Consider the following 18989-nt stretch of genomic DNA (forward strand, 5'->3'; position numbering starts at 1 on the left):
CTCAGGCCGTCGTGCGGATGGCGCCCGTCGGCAGGGGGGTCTGGACGGGGCGGGGAACGAAGAACGTGCCGACCTGGCCGCCCGCGAGGGCGGACTCCACGAGATCGGCGCTGGTGACGAGCGTGGCGATCCCCGATGCGGCGGCGAGCCTGGCCGCGGATGCCTTGGTCGCTGCTCCCCCGGTTCCGACGCTGTTCACCACGACCGAGCCGAACTCGTACCCGGACAGATCATCGCCCGGCGCGACGTCGACGATGGGTCGAGCTCCCGGCTGGTCGGGCGGCCGGGTGTAGAGGCAGGCGATGTCGCTGAGCAGGATCAGCGCATCCGCGCCCACCAGCTGCGCGACCATCGCCGCCAGCCGGTCGTTGTCGCCGAAGCGGATCTCGTGGGTGGCGACGGTGTCGTTCTCGTTCACGATCGGCAGGATCCGGAGCCCGAGCAGACGTTCCATGGCGCGTCGGGCATTGGAGCGGTGGGTGGCGTTCTCGAGGTCGCCGGCCGTCAGGAGCACCTGGCCGGCCACGATCCGGAAGGGACGCAGCGCCTCCTGATAGCGGTAGATGAGGACGTTCTGCCCGACGGCGGCAGCAGCCTGCTGGGTCGCGAGATCGCTCGGCCGCTCGTCGAGAGCGAGGAACGGCATGCCGGTGGCGATCGCTCCGGAGGACACCAGCACCACCTCGGTGCCGGTGCCGTGCGCACGCGCGAGGGCCTCCACCAGGGGCTGGATCTTCGCTGCGTTGTCCCCGCTGATGGAGGACGAACCGACCTTCACCACGACACGGCGTGCACCCGGAATGCCGGCGCGGTCCGTCAGCGTCACTCCGACTCCTCGGGAGCCTGCCGTTCTGCCCGGCGTTCGTTCTCGAGGTCGGCACGGGCCTGCGCCTTGGCGTCCATCCGCTCGTGATATCGGTCGCGACGCTGGGATGTGGTGCGACGCGTGCTCTGATCGAATCGGGGATCGGTGCCGCGGGGTGCCGCGATCAGCTCCGCTGCGGAGCTGAGCGACGGCTGCCAATCGAACACCACACTCTCGCCCTCACCGATGACGACCGTTGCGCCGGCGGTCGCGCCGACGCGGTACAGCTCATCCTCGACCCCGAGCCGATCCAGACGATCCGCGAGGAAGCCGACGGCCTCCTCATTCTGAAAGTCCGTCTGCTGCACCCACCGCACCGGCTTCTCGCCGAGGATGCGGTAGACCGGTCCGTAGGATCCGCCCTCCACCCGCACCGTGAAGTCGGCGTCCGCGCCCTTGGGGCGGATGACGATGCGTTCGACCGGGGGCTGTGACGCCTGCGCCACGCGATGTGCGGAGATCAGGTCGCCCAGGGCGAAAGTCAGGGGGCGCAGCCCCTCACGGGAGACCGTGGAGATCTCGAACACCCGGAAGCCACGTGCTTCGAGCTCGGGACGTACGAGGTCGGCGAGGTCCTTCGCCTCCGGCACATCGACCTTGTTCAAGGCGACGAGCTGCGGTCGGTCCAGGAGCGGAACCTGGTCGTCGGGCACGGGGTAGGCCGCCAGTTCGGCGAGGATGACGTCGAGGTCGGTGAGCGGGTCGCGCCCCGGATCGAGGGTGGCGCAGTCCAGGACGTGCACCAGCGCCGTGCACCGCTCGACGTGGCGGAGGAACTCCAGCCCCAGTCCGCGACCCTCGCTGGCACCTTCGATGAGGCCGGGGACGTCGGCGACGGTGTAGCGGACGTCACCGGCCTGGACCACGCCCAGGTTCGGATGCAACGTGGTGAACGGGTAGTCGGCGATCTTCGGCCGGGCGGCCGAGATCGCTGCGATGAGGCTGGACTTGCCGGCGGAGGGGAAGCCGACGAGCGCGACGTCGGCGACGGTCTTCAGCTCGAGGACGACATCGCCCTCCCACCCGGGTGTGCCGAGCAGCGCGAACCCCGGTGCTTTGCGCTTGGGCGAGGCGAGGGCGGCGTTGCCGAGTCCGCCACGGCCGCCGGGAGCGACGACGAATCGCATGCCCGGCTCGATCATGTCGACCAGGGTTTCCCCTGAGGGCTCCTTCACCACCGTGCCGACGGGGACGGCGAGCTCGAGCGATTCGCCGGCGGCTCCGGAGCGGTGATCGCCCATCCCGAACCCGCCGTTGCCGGCGTTGCGGTGGGGAGAGTGGTGGTAGGACAGCAGGGTCGTGACCTGGGGGTCCGCCACCAGGACGATGTCACCGCCGTGACCGCCGTTGCCGCCATCCGGACCGGCGAGCGGTTTGAATTTCTCACGCCGGACGGAGACGCAGCCGTTGCCGCCCTTCCCGGCCCGCAGGTGCAGCGTCACCTGGTCGACGAAGGTGACCATCTTGCTCCCTGCAGTCGGGCGACGAATCGCCGTTGGAGTGGGAAAGGGGGCGAGCATCCGCCCGCCCCCTCCCGGAGAACTGTTCTCGGCGGCCGTTACTGGGCCGCGACGATGTTGACGACCTTGCGGCCGCCCTTGGTGCCGAACTCGACAGCACCTGCCGACAGCGCGAAGAGCGTGTCGTCGCCACCGCGGCCGACGTTGGCGCCGGGGTGGAAGTGGGTGCCGCGCTGGCGAACGATGATCTCGCCGGCCAGGACCTGCTGGCCGCCGAAGCGCTTCACGCCCAGGCGCTGTGCGTTGGAGTCACGACCGTTGCGGGTGGAGCTTGCGCCCTTTTTGTGTGCCATCTCTACGTCTCCCTGGGCTTACTTGATGCCGGTGATCTTGACGCGCGTGAGGTCCTGACGGTGCCCCTGGCGCTTCTTGTAACCGGTCTTGTTCTTGAACTTCTGGATCACGATCTTGGGGCCGCGCTCCTCGCCGAGCACCTCGGCGGTCACGGTGACCTTCGCGAGCTTGTCGGCATCGGTCGTCACGGCGTCGCCGTCGACGAGCAGAACCGCGGGGAGCTCGAGCTTGTCGCCCACCTTCGCCTGCTGGCGGTCGAGGACGACGATGGTGCCGACCTCCACCTTCTCCTGCCGGCCGCCGGCGCGCACAACTGCGTAAACCACTTCACACCTGTTTTTCTTCTGGGAGCGCACGCGCTCGGGATGTCACACAAGACGTGGTGCGGATTTCTCGACGCACCAAAGGAACACTTTACCGGATGCCTGGACCTCAGGCAAAAGCTCATGCCCGCGAGTCCGGAGCGGGCCCTAGGATCGGCGGATGGCGATCCTGATCGATCATCCCCGCTGGCCTGCGCACGGACGGCTGTGGTCGCACCTGATCAGCGACAGCGACCTGGACGAGCTCCACGCCTTCGCCGCAGCAGCCGGCATCCCCCGGCGGGGATTCGACCTGGATCACTACGACGTTCCGGAGGACGCCTACGACCGGTTGGTGGATGCCGGGGCACGGGCTGTCGACGGCCACGAGCTCGTCCGAGCCCTGCTGGCCTCGGGCCTGCGCGTCACCGCGCGCGAGCGTCGGAACCGCTCCTCTCACTGAGGCGGTTCGACCGGCGCGTGGCTGACCGGCGTCCCCGTCAGCGCAGCGGTCGTGACACGCCGGCGCGCGCGGCCCTGACCGGGTGCCTTCGGCTCCGGGAGCGCATCGAGAACCGAGTCCAGCAGCAGTTCCGCCTCGGACTTCGGTCCCTTGGCTGCGTCCGGACGCTTCTTGCGGGGCTTCTTGGGACGATCCCGATCTGCCGCGCGTTCGACACCGTCCTCGACGATGGCCTCGGCGACCGCCTCAACCACCGCCGGGGGGATCTCCGGACGCTCGTCCTCCGCGTGCGGCTGGATCGTCGACGCGGCGATCTGCGCCAGCGCCGACTTGACCCCCTCGGTGATGACGTGCGTGCCCTGCGAACCGCCGTTGGACGACGATCCGTTGCGCGGCCGACGACCGCTCGAGCCGCTGCCCGCCGCTCGATGCTTCGAGACCGGATCGTGGTGGACGATGATTCCGCGACCCGCACACACGTCGCACGCCTCGCTGAACGTCTCCAAGAGGCCCAGTCCGAGCTTCTTCCGCGTCATCTGGACGAGCCCGAGCGAGGTCACCTCCGCAACCTGATGCTTCGTGCGGTCGCGGCTGAGGCACTCGACCATGCGTCGCAGCACGAGGTCGCGATTGGATTCCAGGACCATGTCGATGAAGTCGACCACGATGATGCCGCCGATATCGCGCAGCCGGAGCTGACGCACGATCTCCTCGGCGGCCTCGAGGTTGTTCTTCGTCACGGTCTCCTCGAGGTTGCCCCCCGAGCCGACGAACTTGCCGGTGTTGACGTCGATGACGGTCATCGCCTCGGTGCGGTCGATCACCAGCGATCCGCCGGAGGGCAGCCACACCTTCCGGTCGAGGGCCTTCTCGATCTGCTCGGTGATGCGGAATTCGTCGAACGGATCGGCGTCACCCTCGTAACGGGTGACCCGCTCGAGCAGGTCGGGCGCGACGCTCTGCAGGTACGACGTGATCGTCTGGAACGCGTCGTCACCCTGGATCAGCATCTTCGAGAAGTCCTCGTTGAAGACGTCGCGGACGATCTTCACGAGCAGGTCGGGCTCTGCGTGCAGCAACGCGGGAGCCGGCATCGATTCCACCTGCCGGCTGATGTGCTCCCACTGCGTGGTGAGACGCTGGACGTCGTGGGTCAGCTGGTCCTCGGTGGCGCCCTCCGCGGCCGTCCGCACGATCACCCCCGACGACTCGGGAAGCACCTCCTTGAGGATGCGCTTGAGCCGCGCGCGCTCGGTGTCGGGGAGCTTGCGCGAGATCCCGTTCATCGCGCCACCGGGGACGTACACCAGGTAACGCCCGGGAAGGGAGATCTGGCTGGTGAGACGGGCGCCCTTGTGCCCGACCGGATCCTTCGTGACCTGGACGAGCACCTTGTCACCGGACTTCAGTGCCAGTTCGATCCGGCGCGGCTGGTTGCCTGTCTCGACGGCATCCCAGTCGACCTCGCCGGAGTAGAGCACGGCGTTGCGGCCGCGTCCGATGTCGACGAAGGCCGCCTCCATGCTGGGGAGGACGTTCTGCACACGACCGAGGTAGACGTTGCCGATGAGCGAAGCGTCCTGGTGACGGGCCACGTAGTGCTCGACGAGGACGTTGTCCTCCAGGACGGCGATCTGTATGCGTCCGGCCTTGGACCGGACGATCATGACGCGATCGACGGCTTCGCGCCGTGCGAGGAACTCGGCCTCGGTCACGACGGCACGGCGCCGCCCGGCTTCGCGGCCGTCACGGCGACGCTGCTTCTTCGCCTCCAGGCGGGTCGATCCCTTGATGCGCTGGGGCTCGGTGACGAGCTCGACGGCACGCTGACGCGGGTGCTCGTCGCGGTCTCGACCCTGGTCGCCCTCGTCGTCGCGGCCGTCGGATCCGCCGCGGCGCCGGCGGCGCTTGGAGGATGTCGCCGCGGGGGCGCTCGGCTCGGAGCGGGAAGGGCGGGAGGGAAGTGCGGGCAGGGGCGGAAGATCGGGGGCGTAGAAGTGCAGCGTCGTCGAGACGGACGACACGAACACCTCCGGCAGCAGACCCAGGCTCACCGCGGTGGGGGGACCCTCCGGCGTCTGCCCGGCATCAGGGCCGGCGGACGACTCGACGGTCTCGTCAGCAGACGGCACGTCCCCGGTGTCATCCGACTCTGCCGACTCCGATTCGGTGGAGTCCGACTCGTCGGGCTCCGACTGCACGGGCTCCGCCGGCGGGGACTCGACGGGTGCATCGCCGTCGTGCACCGTCTCGGTGGGATCGGTCTCGGGAGCCGGTGCGCCGTCCTCGTAGACCGCGATCGACTCGATCAGAGCCGCGGTCTCGCCTTCGGCCGCATCCGGCGTCGGGGCCGCTGAGCCCTCTGCGGAAGGTTCGACGTGCTGTTCGTTCTCATCGGCCATCACTGGCTTTCTCCTTGCGGGGCGACACCGCGCGTCGTCCGGCGAAATCTCTGGCGGCGCCGCACCTGCGGTGCCGCGAACTCACTACGGTCTGCAGCCGGCCCGCGGCTCGGGCTGCGAGGGCGGTCATCGCCCGAAGTCTTCGTGATGCGGTGTGGCGGCGCGGCCGCCACGCATCGACGTTCATTATCGCACACGGCATCCATCGGGCACGGGAGATCCGCCTTCGGGTGAGCCGAGCCGCTGGTCGTGTCTACGGCGTGCGCTCAGGACGCCGGTGTCAGAATCGAGCAATGCCCGCTGCGTCTTCGCGTTCCCAGCCCCGCGCCCTGGCGATCTGGCTCATCATCGCCGGCGCCGTCGGGTGGTGGGCCGCCTTCTCCCTGACGATGGAGCGGTTCCATCTGCTCGAGAACCCGGGATCGAGCGCTTCGTGCGATTTCAGTCCCCTCGTGCAGTGCGGCAAGAACCTCGAGTCCGCTCAGGGCGCGGTGTTCGGATTCCCGAACCCCATCCTGGGTCTCGCGGGGTGGATCGCGCCGATCGTGGTGGGGGCGGCGATCCTCTCCGGAGCCCGCTTCGCGCGCTGGTTCTGGCTCGTCTTCGAGCTAGGAATGACCCTGGCGTTCGTCTTCGTCGTCTGGCTGATCGCACAGAGCATCTTCGTGCTCGGCACGCTGTGCCCCTGGTGCATGGTGACGTGGGTCGTGGCGATCCCGTCGTTCTACGCCGTCACCCTTCACGTGATGCGAACGGGGATCCTTCCCGCTCCGAAGCCGCTGCGTCGTGCGGCCGACCGCCTCATGGGCTGGCTTCCGGTGTTGGCCGTCCTCAGCTACGCGGTCGTGGCGATCCTCGCCCAGGTGCGACTGGACGTGCTCGGGTCGCTGTTCTGATCAGAACCAGATCGACAGTTCGCGCGCGGCGGACTCGGGGCTGTCGGAGCCGTGGACGAGGTTCTGCTGCACCTTCAGTCCCCAGTCGCGTCCGAGATCGCCTCGGATGGTTCCCGGTGCGGCAGTGGTCGGATCCGTTGCCCCGGCCAGGGAGCGGAAACCCTCGATGACGCGGTTGCCGGCGACGCGGATCGCCACCGACGGCCCCGACATCATGAACTCCAGGAGCGGTTCGTAGAACGGCTTGCCCTCGTGCTCGGCGTAGTGCGCCTCGAGGCGCTCGCGGTCCGGTTCGACCAGGCGGATGTCGACCAGGGCATAGCCCTTCGCCTCGATGCGGGCGAGGATCGCCCCTGTCAGCCCGCGGGCGACGCCATCGGGTTTCACCAGGACGAGGGTCTCTTGCGTGGCCATGTCAGTCAGTCTCCGTTTCGTTCCCGAGCTCCGCCGCCCGTCGTGCGTTGCGCGCATCGAGGGAGGCACCCTTGATGGTGGCATACCCCCACATCCCACCGAAAATGAGCGCCACGAACAGCAGCGCCGGTACGAGGATGGCGCCGAGCGCGACGACGACCTGCAGCATCCATCCGACGACGATCGCCCACCGATGACGGAGGAGACCGGCCGTGACGATCATGAGGAGGGCGACGACGGTACCGGCGACGATCCCCCACCACGCCGGGATCGGCTCGGGAAGGGCTCGCAGCCCGAAGACGACCAGGCCGCCGAGGAAGGCGATGAGCGACTCGAACCCCAGGACGATCGACCCGAGGGACTCCGCTGCGCCTCGCGGTCGACGGGGACGACGGGGACGGTCGGAGGCAGCGGCTGACGCGGTCACGCGCGCCACCCGCCGCGCCAGTCCTCGTCCTCGGCGAGGGCGATCGCCTCTCCTGCCAGGACGACGGATCCCGTGATGACGACCGCACGACGGCCGGTCGCCGCGGCCCACTCCCTTGCGGCGTCGGCCGCATCCTGCAGGTCGCGATGCACGGTGACACGTCGCCCGGCGGCCTCGACGAGGTCGGCCAACCCATCGGCGTCGCGCGCGCGTTCGGAGTCGGGGACGGTGGCGAACACCGGTCCCTCGATCGCCGAGAGGGCCTCGAGGATCCCCGCCGCATCCTTGTCGTCGAGAACGCCGAGCACCACCCCCCATTCGTCGAAATCGAAGGATGCCGCAAGGGCGGCGACCAGCGCACGGGCGCCGTGCGGGTTGTGCGCGGCGTCGACCACGACGGTCGGGTCGGCGCCGACGACCTGCACCCGACCGGGGGACGTCGCCGACCCGAGACCCTCGGCGACCACATCGGGATCGAGCCCGCGGTCTCCGGGCGCGAGGAGCGACTCGACCGCGGCGACGGCCAGGGTGGCGTTCTCGGCCTGATGCGCGCCGTACAGCGGCAGATAGACGTCGGTGTACCGGGCATGCAGCCCCCGGATGGTCAGGAGCTGGCCGCCGACCGCGAGGCGGGCGTCTTCGAGGGCGAAGTCCTTCTGTTCGACGGCGAGGGTCGCGCTCTGCCGGGCCGCTGCGTCCTGCAGCACATGCGCGGCGGCCGGCTGCTGTCGCGCGGACACGGCGGCGGCGCCCGACTTGATGATCCCCGACTTCACCGCCGCGATCTCGGCGATGGTCTCGCCCAGGCGGTCGGCGTGATCGAGATCGATCGGCGCGAAGACGGCGACGTCGCCGTCGGCGGTGTTCGTAGCATCCCACGATCCGCCCATCCCGACTTCGAGCACCAGGACATCGATCGGCGCATCGGCGAAGGCGACGAAGGCGAGCACCGTCAGCAGTTCGAAGAAGGTCAGCGCCGCGTCACCGGCCGCCGCGAGCTCCGCGTCGACGAGATCGACGATGGGCGCGATCTCGTCCCACGCGTCGGCCACCGCCGCGTCGGCGACGGGTTCGCCGTCGATCATGATCCGTTCGGTGAACCGGGTCAGGTGAGGACTGGTGAACAGTCCCGTGCGCAGACCGTGTGCACGCACCAGGCTCTCGATGATGCGACTGGTGGAGGTCTTGCCGTTCGTGCCGGTGACGTGGATCACGCGGTAGGTGTGCTGCGGGTCGTCCAGCAGCTCGAGCACCCGTCGGGTGCGCTCGACCCGCGGCTGCACCCACCGCTCCCCCTGACGGGTCAGGAGCGCCTCGTACACCCGGTCGGCCCGTTCGCGGTGCCCCATCATGCCTCCCGTCGTGACACGGCGACCTCGAAGGCGCCGCGGTTGGCGAAGGATCCGGCGTCGAAGCGCGCGGTGTGCTCAGGCTCGGAATCCGAAGGCCTCGAGCCGCGCGGTCCATACAGACCGTGGGCGACCGCGAGGGTCTCCGTCGCCACCCCGGCCGTGTCGAAGGCCGACTCCACCGCGACGCGATCGTCGGCCTCATCGAAGGTCAGCCAGAGTTCGATCCGGTCGCTGACCTCGAATCCGGCGGCCTTGCGGGTGTCCTGCACCGCACGGATGACGTCGCGGGCCAGGCCCTCGGCCTCCAGCTCGGGCGTGGTCGCGGTGTTCAGCAGCACGAAGCCGCCTCCGGTCAGCAGCGCGATGGCGGTGCCCTCCGCTGCCCCTCCTGCTTCGAGGGCGAGGTCGTATTCGCCCGGCTCCAAGGCGATCCCGTCGACCACGACGACGCCGTCCTGCTCCTCCCAGACGCCCGCCTTGGCGCCGGCGATGACGTGCTGCACCTGCTTGCCCAGGCGCGGGCCCGCCGCGCGCGCGTTGACCGTGAGTCGCTTGCTGATTCCGTAGCGCTCCGCGACGGAGTCGTCCAGCTCCGCCGTGGCCACCGACTTCACGTTCAGCTCATCGCGCACGATGCCCTCGAACCGGTGCAGGCTTGCCGCGTCGCGGGTGACGACGGTGAGGCTCGGCAACGGCAGACGCACGCGCAGGCCGTGCTTCTTGCGGAGGGCGTTGGCCACCGAGGAGACCTCCCGGACGGCGTCCATCGCGTCGCGGATGTCGTCGGCGACGGGGAACGCGCCGGCGTCGGGCCAGTCCTCGAGGTGGACGCTCCGGCCACCGGTGAGACCCTGCCACACCCGCTCGGACACGAGCGGGATGAGGGGCGCCGCGACCCGGGTGAGGGTCTCGAGCACCGTGTAGAGGGTGTCGAACGCCTCGGTCGTGCGCGGGTCGTCCGCCGACACCCCGGCCCAGAACCGGTCGCGTGAGCGGCGGATGTACCAGTTGGTGAGCACCTCGGCGAAGTCGCGCAGTTTCGCTGCCGCGGACGTCGAATCCAGCCCCTCCAGGTCGGCGGTCACCCCGCGGATGAGGTCGCCGGTGCGCGCGAGGATGTAGCGATCGAGCACGTCCTGCGAATCGGTGCGCCACGTCGCCTCGTACCCGCCGGAGGCGTTGGCGTAGGTGGCGAAGAAGTACCACGCGTTCCACAGCGGCAGCAGGAACTCCCGCACCCCGGCTCGGATGCCCTCCTCGGTCACCACGAGGTTCCCGCCGCGGAGCACCGGGCTCGCCATGAGGAACCAGCGCATCGCGTCGGACCCGTCACGGTCGAAGACCTCACGGACATCGGGATAGTTGCGCAGCGACTTGGACATCTTCTGGCCGTCGTTGCCGAGGACGATGCCGTGTGCCGACACGGCCTCGAAGGCGGGCCGGTCGAACAGGGCGGTCGACAGGACGTGCATCACGTAGAACCACCCGCGGGTCTGCCCGATGTACTCGACGATGAAGTCGGCCGGCGCGTGGGCGTCGAACCACTCCTGATTCTCGAACGGGTAGTGCACCTGCGCGAACGGCATGGAGCCGGAGTCGAACCAGACGTCCAGCACGTCCTCGATCCGACGCATCGTGCTCCGCCCGGTCGGGTCGTCCGGATTCGGGCGGGTGAGCTCATCGATGTACGGGCGGTGCAGGTCGATCTCCCCCTCGGGGTTGCGCGGCAGACGACCGAAATCGCGTTCGAGGTCGGCGAGAGATCCGTAGACGTCGACGCGCGGGTGATCGGGGTCGTCGCTCTTCCACACCGGGATGGGCGAACCCCAGAACCGGTTGCGACTGATCGACCAGTCGCGCGCGCCCTCGAGCCATTTGCCGAACTGACCGTGTTTGACGTTGTCGGGAACCCAGGTGATCTGCTCGTTCCCGGCGAGCAGCTGCTCCTTGATCGCGGTCACGCGCACGAACCAGCTCGACACGGCCTTGTAGATCAGAGGGTTGCGGCAGCGCCAGCAGTGGGGATACGAGTGCTCGTAGCTGGCCTCGCGCAGAAGGCGGCCTGCGTCGCGCAGAAGACGGATGAGCGGACGGTTGGCCTCCATCCACAGCTGCCCTGCGACATCCGTCACGTGGGACAGGAAGCGACCGCCGTCGTCGAGGGACAGGATCGTGGGGATGCCGACGGTATCGGCGACCCGCTGGTCATCCTCACCGTAGGCGGGAGCCTGGTGGACGATGCCGGTGCCGTCGCTGGTGGTGACGTAGTCGTCGACGAGGATCTGCCAGGCGTTGTGCGTCCCCCAGGTCTCGGCATCGGCGTAGTAGTCGAAGAGCCGGTCGTAGGCGACGCCCTCGAGCTCCGCCCCCGTGACCGAGGCATCGACCGCCGCGCGGGCCTCGTCGGCCGTCTCGTATCCGAGGTCCTTGGCATAGCCGGCCAGCAGGTCCTCGGCGAGGAGGTAGCGGTGGGCGCTCGACTCGACCGCGTCGTCCGGCGTCCCGTCGGGAGAGGTGTGGACGTCCGCGGCACCGCGCGGACCCGCCGGAAGGACGAGGTAACGGATGTCGGGGCCCACGGCCAGTGCGAGGTTCGTCGGCAGCGTCCAAGGGGTCGTCGTCCAGGCCAGGGCACGGACGGCCGTCAGCCCGAGCGCCTCGGCCTTCGCCCCGACCAGCGGGAAGGTCACCGTGACGGACGGATCCTGTCGCATCTGGTAGACGTCGTCGTCCATCCGCAGCTCGTGGCTCGACAGCGGAGTCTCATCACGCCAGCAGTACGGAAGCACCCGGTAGCCCTCATACGCCAGCCCCTTGTCGTAGAGCGTGCGGAAGGCCCACAGCACCGACTCCATATAGGTCGTGTCGAGGGTCTTGTACCCACGATCGAAGTCCACCCACCGCGCCTGCCTCGTGACGTAGTCCTGCCACTCCCGGGTGTAGGCGAGAACCGACTCGCGGGCGCGGTCGTTGAAGACATCGATGCCCATCGCCTCGATGTCGGCCTTCTCGGTGATGCCGAGCTGCTTCATCGCCTCGAGTTCGGCCGGCAGGCCGTGGGTGTCCCAGCCGAAGACGCGATCGACCTTCTTGCCCCGCATGGTCTGGAAGCGCGGGAACAGGTCCTTGGCGTACCCGGTAAGAAGATGACCGTAGTGCGGCAGTCCGTTGGCGAAGGGCGGGCCGTCGTAGAACACCCATTCCTCGGCGCCGTCGCGGCGGGCGACGGACGCGCGGAAGGTGTCGTCCTCACCCCAGAACGCCAGCACCTCGTTCTCGATGTCGGGGAACCGCGGGCTCGGAACGACCGCCGCGGGGCCGAAGGAGGCGCCGGAAGGAGTGGGCTTTGGGTAGGTCATGTCGTCTCGCAGTCGTCGGTCGTGCCGGACGCCGGGACGACTCCTCGCGAGCCGCGGTACCACCCTGCTTGCGGGTTTCCCCGCCCCTCTCACAGCGGCTGTGACGGGCCTGCCCCGCTCGGTTCTACTGGTCCCCGCGGGGACGTTCTTCCGAGTGCTCCCCGGTGATGGCCGGATCGATGCGTGTGCCTCGATCATATCGCTCCCCGTCCCGCTGAAGGCGGCGGGAATGCCGGAGTGGCCCGCGAGGTTTCTGGACTCGTGCCAGAATCGTCCCCCGTGTCCTCTCCTGCCGCATCCGCCCTCGACCGCTCCCCCACGCGACGCGTGGCGTGGGCGTCCATGGTCGGAACCTCGCTCGAATCGTTCGACTTCTACCTCTTCGCCTACTTCTCGGCGTTCTTCGTCGGACCTCTCTTCTTCGAGCCCCTCGGCGCCGTCGGCGGCACGGCGCTGTCGTTCCTCACCATCGCGGTCGCCTTCGTCGTCCGCCCGGTCGGCGCGCTGATCTTCGGGTATCTCGGCGATCGTCTCGGGCGGCGCACGACACTGCTGTGGACGGTCGGCATCATGGGTGTGGCGACCGGTCTGATCGGTCTTCTTCCGACCTATGCCCAGGCAGGATGGCTCGGAGCGGTGCTGCTGGTCACGCTCCGCATCGCGCAGGGGCTTTCTCTGGGGGGCGAGTGGGGCGGGTCGATCCTCATCGCCACGGAGCACTCCTCGCCGGTCAAGCGCGCCTTCTACGCCGCGATTCCGCAGTTGGGTTCACCCGTCGGCTCCATCCTGTCCGCCGCGGTGTTCATCGTGCTGACCCTGGTCCTCCCCACGGAGGAGCTGGCGGCGTGGGGCTGGCGGATCCCGTTCCTCCTGGCCCTGCCGCTGCTGCTGGTGTCACTGTATCTGCGCTGGTCGATCTCCGAGACCCCGGTGTTCGAGGGCCTCGTGGCCGAGGGGCGGCGTGACCGCACGCCGGTGCTGTCGATGCTCCGCCAGCGCCCGGCGGCTCTCGTGACCGCCATCGGTGCGGCCCTCCTGGGCATCGGGTCGTACTCGCTGATGAACACCTACACCATCAGCTACGGCACGGCCCAGCTCGGCTTCAGCTATCAAGATCTCCTCGTCGCGACGACCGTCGGTGGCCTGCTGCAGCTGGTCACCATTCCGCTCTTCGGCGTGTGGGCGGCGCGCATCGGGTCGGCGAGGGTGGTGGCCGCCGGCGCCCTGGGCACGCTCCTCATCACGTTCCCGATGTACTTCCTCCTACAGTTCTCCTCGTTTCCGGTCCTCGTGGCCACGATGATCATTGGCGGCATCCTGCCGACCATGTCGTGGGCGGCCCTGGGCGGTCTCATGAACGAGCTGTTCCCGGACCGGTTCCGCTATTCGGCCCTGTCGTTCGCGTACGCCCTCGCCGCGACGATCAGCGGCTTCGTGCCTTCGCTCACGTTCGAGCTCGGCCGGGTGACGGCCAATGCCTGGTGGCACCCCGGCGTCATCCTCGCCGTGATGTCGGGGGTGACGCTCGTGGCCGCCGTCGCGGCCGGGGCGATGATCGCCCGGCGACCGGTCAGCGACCGCGAGGTGGCCCCCGAGGAGCTGGTGTCGGCCCGATAGAATCGGGCGGACCCACACTCAGGCACGCTCACACAGTGCCGCACATAGCGCCGAGGAGACACCATGGCCACCATTCCCGACAAGCCCGCGCTCGAGGGGCTGGAGAAGACCTGGGACCAGCGGTGGACCGCGGCGGGAACCTACGCGTTCGACCGGGTCCGCGCCGCTGAAGTAGGGCGCGACGGCATCTACAGCATCGACACCCCGCCCCCCACCGCGTCGGGGAGCCTGCACATCGGCCACGTCTTCAGCTACACCCACACCGATGTCAAGGTCCGCTTCGAGCGGATGCGCGGCAAGGTCGTATTCTACCCGATGGGGTGGGACGACAACGGTCTGCCCACGGAACGCCGCGTCCAGAACTACTACGGCGTCCGGTGCGACCCGAACCTGCCGTACGACCCGGACTTCACTCCGCCGTACGAGGGCGGCGACAACAAGTCGTCGCGCGCGGCGGATCAGATCCCGATCAGCCGTCGCAACTTCATCGAGCTCTGCGAGAAGCTCACCGTCGAAGATGAGAAGCACTTCGAGGCGCTCTGGCGAGACCTCGGTCTGAGCGTCGACTGGACCCAGACGTATCGCACGATCTCCGACGAGACGATGCGCACAAGTCAGCTCGCGTTCCTCCGCAACATCGAGCGGGGCGAGGCCTATCAGGCACTCGCGCCCACCCTGTGGGACATCGACTTCCGCTCGGCGATCGCGCAGGCCGAGCTCGAGGATCGCGAGCAGCCGGCCGCCTACCACCGGGTCGCCTTCCATCGCACCGACGGCAGTGGCGACATCCACATCGAGACCACCCGTCCCGAGCTCCTCCCCGCCTGCGTCGCGCTCGTGGCGCACCCCGACGACGAGCGCTACCGCGACGTGTTCGGCACGACGGTGCGGACGCCGCTGTTCGACGTCGAGGTGCCGGTGCTCTCCCACCCGCTCGCCCAGCCCGACAAGGGATCGGGCATCGCGATGATCTGCACCTTCGGCGACGTGACCGACATCATCTGGTGGCGCGAGCTCGATCTCCCGAACCGCACGATCCTCGGCCAGGACGGCCGGGTGATCGCCGAGGCTCCCGAGGTCATCACGTCGGAGGGAGGCTCGTCGGCGTATGCCGAGCTTGCCGGGAAGACCGTCTTCAGCGCGAAGAAGCGCATGGTCGAGCTCCTGAAGGAGTCGGGAGAGCTCATCGGCGAGCCGCGGCCCTTCACCCACCCGGTGAAGTTCTACGAGAAGGGCGACCGCCCGCTGGAGATCGTCTCGACCCGCCAGTGGTACATCCGCAACGGCGCCCGCGACGCGGCGCTGCGCGACCGGCTGATCTCGCTCGGACGGGAGCTGAGGTGGCATCCCGATTTCATGCGCGTGCGGTACGAGAACTGGACCAACGGGCTCACCGGCGACTGGCTGGTGTCACGCCAGCGCTTCTTCGGCGTGCCGATCCCCGTCTGGTACGGCCTGGATGCGGACGGCAACCGCGACTACGACCGGGTGATCGTCCCCGAGGTCTCGCAGCTGCCGGTGGACCCGACCATCGACGTCCCCACGGGATTCACCGCCGACCAGCGCGGCGTGCCCGGCGGCTTCGAGGGCGAGCAGGACATCTTCGACACCTGGGCCACCTCGTCCCTGACTCCTCAGCTCGCCGGCGGGTGGGAGCGGGATCCGGAGCTCTGGGATCTGGTCTCGCCGTTCGACCTGCGCCCGCAGGGCCAGGACATCATCCGCACCTGGCTGTTCTCCACGATGCTCCGCAGCGCGTTGGAGGACGGCCGGTCGCCCTGGCGGACGGCCGCCATCTCGGGCTTCATCGTCGACCCCGACCGCAAGAAGATGTCGAAATCCAAGGGCAACGTCGTCACCCCCGCCGACATCCTTGCCCAGCACGGGTCCGACGCCGTCCGCTACTGGGCGGCCTCCAGCAGGCTGGGCACCGACGCCGCGTTCGATCCGCAGAACCCCACGCAGATCAAGATCGGCAGGCGACTGGCCATCAAGATCCTGAACGCGGCGAAGTTCGTGCTGTCGTTCCCGGTGCCCGAGTCCGCCGAGATCACCCACCCCCTGGATGCCAGCATGCTGGCGACCCTCGACCGGGTCGTCGACGACGCGACGGCGGCGTGGGAGGCCTACGACCACGCCCGGGCGCTGGAGATCACCGAATCGTTCTTCTGGACCTTCTGCGACGACTACCTCGAGCTGGTCAAGGAGCGTGCGTACGACCGATCCACGGCGGGTGGCGCCTCTGCGGCGCTCGCTCTGAGACAGGCATTGAGCACCCTGCTGCGACTGTTCGCCCCCGTGCTCTCCTTCGCCACGGAGGAGGCCTGGTCGTGGTTCAACGACGGCTCGGTCCACCTCGCCGGCTGGCCCCAGTCGCAGTCGCAGGCGCCGTCGCAGTCGATCGACGGCGACCCTCGCGTGCTCTCAGCCGTGGGCGATGCCCTCATCGGCATCCGCCGCGCCAAGACCGAGGCGAAGGTCTCGCAGAAGACCGCCGTGGCCGAGCTGACCATCCAGGCGCCGTCCGAGATAACCGAGCTCCTCCGTCTCGCCGAGGACGACCTGAAGGCGGTGGGTCGGGTCGCCCGGATCAGGTACGCCGGCGGCACGGAGACGGTCGTCACCGACATCCACTTCGCCGAGGAGGCCTGACATGCAGCTGGGAACGCGATGGACGTCCGGGGATGAGCCTCCCGCCTCGGTGCCGCCCGCGGTCGCCGCGGCTGTTCGTTCCGTCGACGCGACTTTCGGCTCTGCCGGTCCGCGCCCGCGGTGGACGTTGACATGGCTGGAAGGTCGGCCGATCGCCGAACTCGACAGCGGTGTGATCGTCGAGCTCGACGCGGACGGGACCGCGGTGGTGCGTCACGACGACGAGGTCGAGTTCGGCTGAGCCGCCTCCGCGCCTGCGGACACGCGCAGGGGCAGGGGGCCGGTCTGCCGGCTCGCCGCGAGGATGAGGCGCGCCGCCACGGCGGTCGCCACCAGTGTCACCCCCGCAGCGATGACGTACGGCAGCCTCAGGTCGACGCGGGCGACGAGCCCGCCGGCGAGGGTGGCGATCGGGAACAGTCCCCAGGTGAGGCTGCGGATGACGCCGAGGACGCGTCCGAAGATGTCGCCCGGGACGATCAGTTGCCGGAGGGCCCCCCAGGGGACATTCCAGGTGGACACAGCGAAGGCCATGAGCGCGTAGAAGACCACCGCGAGGACGACCCCCGGCGCCACCGCGACGAACGCCAGGCTGACCGCGGCCAGGAGGTTGGCGCTGAGCATCACGGCGCCTCGGCCGAACCTGTCGACCAGGAGCGGTGCGACGAGAGAACCTGCAAGAGCGCCGACCCCGATGCCGGCGGTCACGAATCCGATGGCAGCCGCCGGGACCCCCTGGATGTCCAGGAAATACAGGATCGTCGCCGCCTGCGCGAAGGAGAAGGCCGACCCCACCACGGAGGTGAAGATCACCAGGGCACGGAGGTAGCGATGGTGCCAGAGATATGACAGGGCCGTGCGCGTCGAGATCGGCGCGGCGGGTCGAGTCTCGTCTGACGTTCGACGGGGTCGCGCCGCGGCCGCGGGCAGGAGCAGGGCGAGGATGATCGGCACCAGGTAACCGAACGCGCCGAGCCAGAGCGGCAGAGCCAAGGCCACGGCGAAGAGCACGCCCGCCACCGGTTGTGCCAGGAAACTGTCGATGGTGATCTGCGCAGCCTGCACACGTCCGTTGGCACGATCCAGACCGCTGTGCGGCACGAGCGCGGGGATGACGGCGTTCGTGGCATTGTCGAACAGCGTCTCCCCCAGCCCGAAGACGAGCACGCCGGCGAACAGCGCCCAGATCGTCAGCTGATCGGTGACCGTGAGGATGGCGAGAGCGACCGCGGCGACACCGCGGAGGGTGTTGGCCGCGGCCATGATGATGCGCCGGTCGAAGCGGTCCACCAGCACGCCGGCCGGAAGGCCGAACACCAGCCAGGGCAGGAACGCCAGGGCGCCGATGGCGGCGATCGCCAGCGGGTCGGTCGTCAGCGTCGTCGCGATGAGCGGCACGGCGGTGCGGCCGAGCCCATCCGCCAGGTTGCTGAAGGCCGCGGCGGTCCACAATCGACCGAAGTCCCGGCCGAGGGTCGGGCGCCGCGGCGGGACCGGTCCGAGGTCGGGGATGATCTCGGACCTCGTGTCGGTCACGGATCAGCCCGGGAAGAGGCCGATCGCGCCGCGCGCGACAGCCCGCTGACGGCGGTCGGCGGCGGCGGCGAGCACCGCGGCGCTTCGCCGGCCGACCGGGTCGGTACGGCGTTGGACGCGGCGGGCCACGGCGCCCCGGGCCGCGTCCGCGGCGACGAGGATCAGGCGCTCGACGCCGGTGGTTGCGGGAACGAGGGTGGTGAGTGTGGTCATGAGACACCTCCGATGTCGGGAAGCGGGAAGACATCCGCGCGGATCGTGACAGGTCGCACGTCGTCGCCCTCCTGGTTGCGGTAGCGCGCCACGGTCTCGTCGATGATCGCCATGATGCGGTGGGTGAGTTCAGCGCTCTGGGCCGGAGTGAGGCGCGCGGTCGCCGTCGAGATGAGGCTCGCGTCCTTCCATTCGTCGTCCTCCAGCCCGATCGCGTGATCGTGGAAGTCGAGGAGAGCCTGCTGACGAAGGCGGAAGAACTCGCTGGTGACGAGTTGGGTGACCGCGCGCGCGGCCGGGGTCTTCGCCGCGCCGGCGGCGCTCATCGACACACCCCCGACCGGCCGTTCCCACCAGCGCTCGCGGCCGGTCCCCTGCCCGGAACGCTCCCGGATGAGATCCTGCTTGGCGAGCGCGCGCAGGTGGTAGCTCGTGGAGCCCGTCGACTCGCCCAGTCGTTCTGCCAGCGAACTGGCCGTCTGCGGACCGTACTGGCTGAGGATGTCGTAGATCTTCACGCGGAGCGGATGGGCGAGGGCACGAAGAGCCGCCGCGTCGAGCACGCGATCGTTCGCGTGGTGGGCCTCGACCCGTGCCGCGGCGTCCGCTTCGTGTTCGAAGGAGCTGCTCATGCGATCAGATTAGCTATGCAAAGGGTTCTTTGCAAGCAGGAGTTT

At 69.1% G+C, this 18989-nt stretch carries 17 protein-coding genes; 5 read left to right on the plus strand and 12 right to left on the minus strand.

Features of this window, described 5'->3' with window-relative positions; genetic code table 11:
- Position 1 precedes the first annotated feature (1 nt).
- From proB to rplU, 4 genes are all read right to left on the minus strand, one after another.
- Entirely contained in the window at positions 2-826 is an 825-nt protein-coding gene (gene proB / locus HDC37_RS09450; protein ID WP_179560168.1) for a glutamate 5-kinase, read from the minus strand.
- Complete coding sequence (gene obgE, locus HDC37_RS09455) at positions 823-2328, minus strand: GTPase ObgE (protein ID WP_179560169.1); 1506 nt, start codon at positions 2326-2328, stop codon at positions 823-825. The genes proB and obgE overlap by 4 nt, the downstream gene beginning before the upstream one ends.
- Before the next feature lie 95 nt (positions 2329-2423).
- Positions 2424-2678 carry a 50S ribosomal protein L27 gene (rpmA, locus tag HDC37_RS09460; protein WP_179560170.1) on the minus strand — a complete coding sequence of 85 codons (255 nt, stop codon included), beginning with the start codon at positions 2676-2678 and terminating at the stop codon, positions 2424-2426.
- Between the two features lie 18 nt (positions 2679-2696).
- The gene (gene rplU / locus HDC37_RS09465; protein ID WP_164478179.1) at positions 2697-3005 is read right to left on the minus strand and encodes a 50S ribosomal protein L21; all 309 of its coding nucleotides are present in this window, start codon (positions 3003-3005) and stop codon (positions 2697-2699) included.
- 157 nt (positions 3006-3162) lie between these two features.
- Between rplU and HDC37_RS09470 the strand changes: the two genes are divergently transcribed.
- Positions 3163-3444, plus strand: a complete 282-nt coding sequence (locus tag HDC37_RS09470; RefSeq protein ID WP_179560171.1) for a DUF4031 domain-containing protein — start codon at positions 3163-3165, stop codon at positions 3442-3444.
- Here the strand turns inward: HDC37_RS09470 and HDC37_RS09475 are convergent.
- Positions 3438-5846, minus strand: a complete 2409-nt coding sequence (locus tag HDC37_RS09475) for an Rne/Rng family ribonuclease (RefSeq protein ID WP_179560172.1) — start codon at positions 5844-5846, stop codon at positions 3438-3440. The genes HDC37_RS09470 and HDC37_RS09475 overlap by 7 nt on opposite strands.
- Positions 5847-6139: 293 nt before the next feature.
- Here HDC37_RS09475 and HDC37_RS09480 point away from each other — a divergent pair, with 293 nt between their 5' ends.
- Positions 6140-6742, plus strand: coding sequence for a vitamin K epoxide reductase family protein (locus HDC37_RS09480; protein ID WP_179560173.1), 603 nt, complete (start codon positions 6140-6142; stop codon positions 6740-6742).
- Here the strand turns inward: HDC37_RS09480 and ndk are convergent, their stop codons facing one another.
- The 4 genes from ndk to ileS are packed head-to-tail and all read right to left on the minus strand — an operon-like array spanning position 6743 to position 12294.
- A complete protein-coding gene (ndk, locus tag HDC37_RS09485; protein WP_179560174.1) occupies positions 6743-7156 on the minus strand; it encodes a nucleoside-diphosphate kinase in 414 nt (137 codons plus the stop codon). It lies immediately after the preceding gene.
- Between the two features lies 1 nt (position 7157).
- On the minus strand, positions 7158-7583 hold the full coding sequence (locus HDC37_RS09490; protein WP_308472160.1) for a DUF4233 domain-containing protein: 426 nt from the start codon (positions 7581-7583) through the stop codon (positions 7158-7160).
- Positions 7580-8932: a folylpolyglutamate synthase/dihydrofolate synthase family protein gene (locus HDC37_RS09495; RefSeq protein ID WP_179560176.1), complete on the minus strand. Its 1353-nt coding sequence runs from the start codon at positions 8930-8932 to the stop codon at positions 7580-7582. Before HDC37_RS09495 ends, HDC37_RS09490 begins: the two co-directional genes overlap by 4 nt.
- Positions 8932-12294 (minus strand): isoleucine--tRNA ligase, encoded by a 3363-nt coding sequence (gene ileS, locus HDC37_RS09500; protein WP_179560177.1) that lies wholly within the window; start codon positions 12292-12294, stop codon positions 8932-8934. The genes HDC37_RS09495 and ileS overlap by 1 nt, the downstream gene beginning before the upstream one ends.
- 279 nt (positions 12295-12573) lie before the next feature.
- Between ileS and HDC37_RS09505 the strand changes: the two genes are divergently transcribed.
- From HDC37_RS09505 to HDC37_RS09515, 3 genes are all read left to right on the plus strand, one after another.
- Positions 12574-13911 (plus strand): MFS transporter, encoded by a 1338-nt coding sequence (locus HDC37_RS09505; protein WP_308472161.1) that lies wholly within the window; start codon positions 12574-12576, stop codon positions 13909-13911.
- 63 nt (positions 13912-13974) lie between these two features.
- Positions 13975-16563, plus strand: a complete 2589-nt coding sequence (valS, locus tag HDC37_RS09510) for a valine--tRNA ligase (protein WP_179560178.1) — start codon at positions 13975-13977, stop codon at positions 16561-16563.
- A gap of 1 nt (position 16564) precedes the next feature.
- On the plus strand, positions 16565-16804 hold the full coding sequence (locus HDC37_RS09515; protein WP_179560179.1) for a hypothetical protein: 240 nt from the start codon (positions 16565-16567) through the stop codon (positions 16802-16804).
- Here the strand turns inward: HDC37_RS09515 and HDC37_RS09520 are convergent.
- Genes HDC37_RS09520 through HDC37_RS09530 form a run of 3 tightly spaced genes read right to left on the minus strand, consistent with a single transcriptional unit; the run spans position 16777 to position 18944 of the window.
- The gene (locus HDC37_RS09520) at positions 16777-18099 is read right to left on the minus strand and encodes an MFS transporter (protein ID WP_308472162.1); all 1323 of its coding nucleotides are present in this window, start codon (positions 18097-18099) and stop codon (positions 16777-16779) included. The genes HDC37_RS09515 and HDC37_RS09520 overlap by 28 nt on opposite strands.
- A 3-nt stretch (positions 18100-18102) precedes the next feature.
- Entirely contained in the window at positions 18103-18312 is a 210-nt protein-coding gene (locus tag HDC37_RS09525) for a hypothetical protein (protein ID WP_179560180.1), read from the minus strand.
- Positions 18309-18944, minus strand: coding sequence for a helix-turn-helix domain-containing protein (locus HDC37_RS09530; RefSeq protein WP_179560181.1), 636 nt, complete (start codon positions 18942-18944; stop codon positions 18309-18311). The genes HDC37_RS09525 and HDC37_RS09530 overlap by 4 nt, the downstream gene beginning before the upstream one ends.
- Positions 18945-18989 lie beyond the last annotated feature (45 nt).

This window comes from Microbacterium sp. AK009 (assembly GCF_013410955.1).
In the GTDB taxonomy this organism is placed as follows: Bacteria; Actinomycetota; Actinomycetes; order Actinomycetales; family Microbacteriaceae; genus Microbacterium.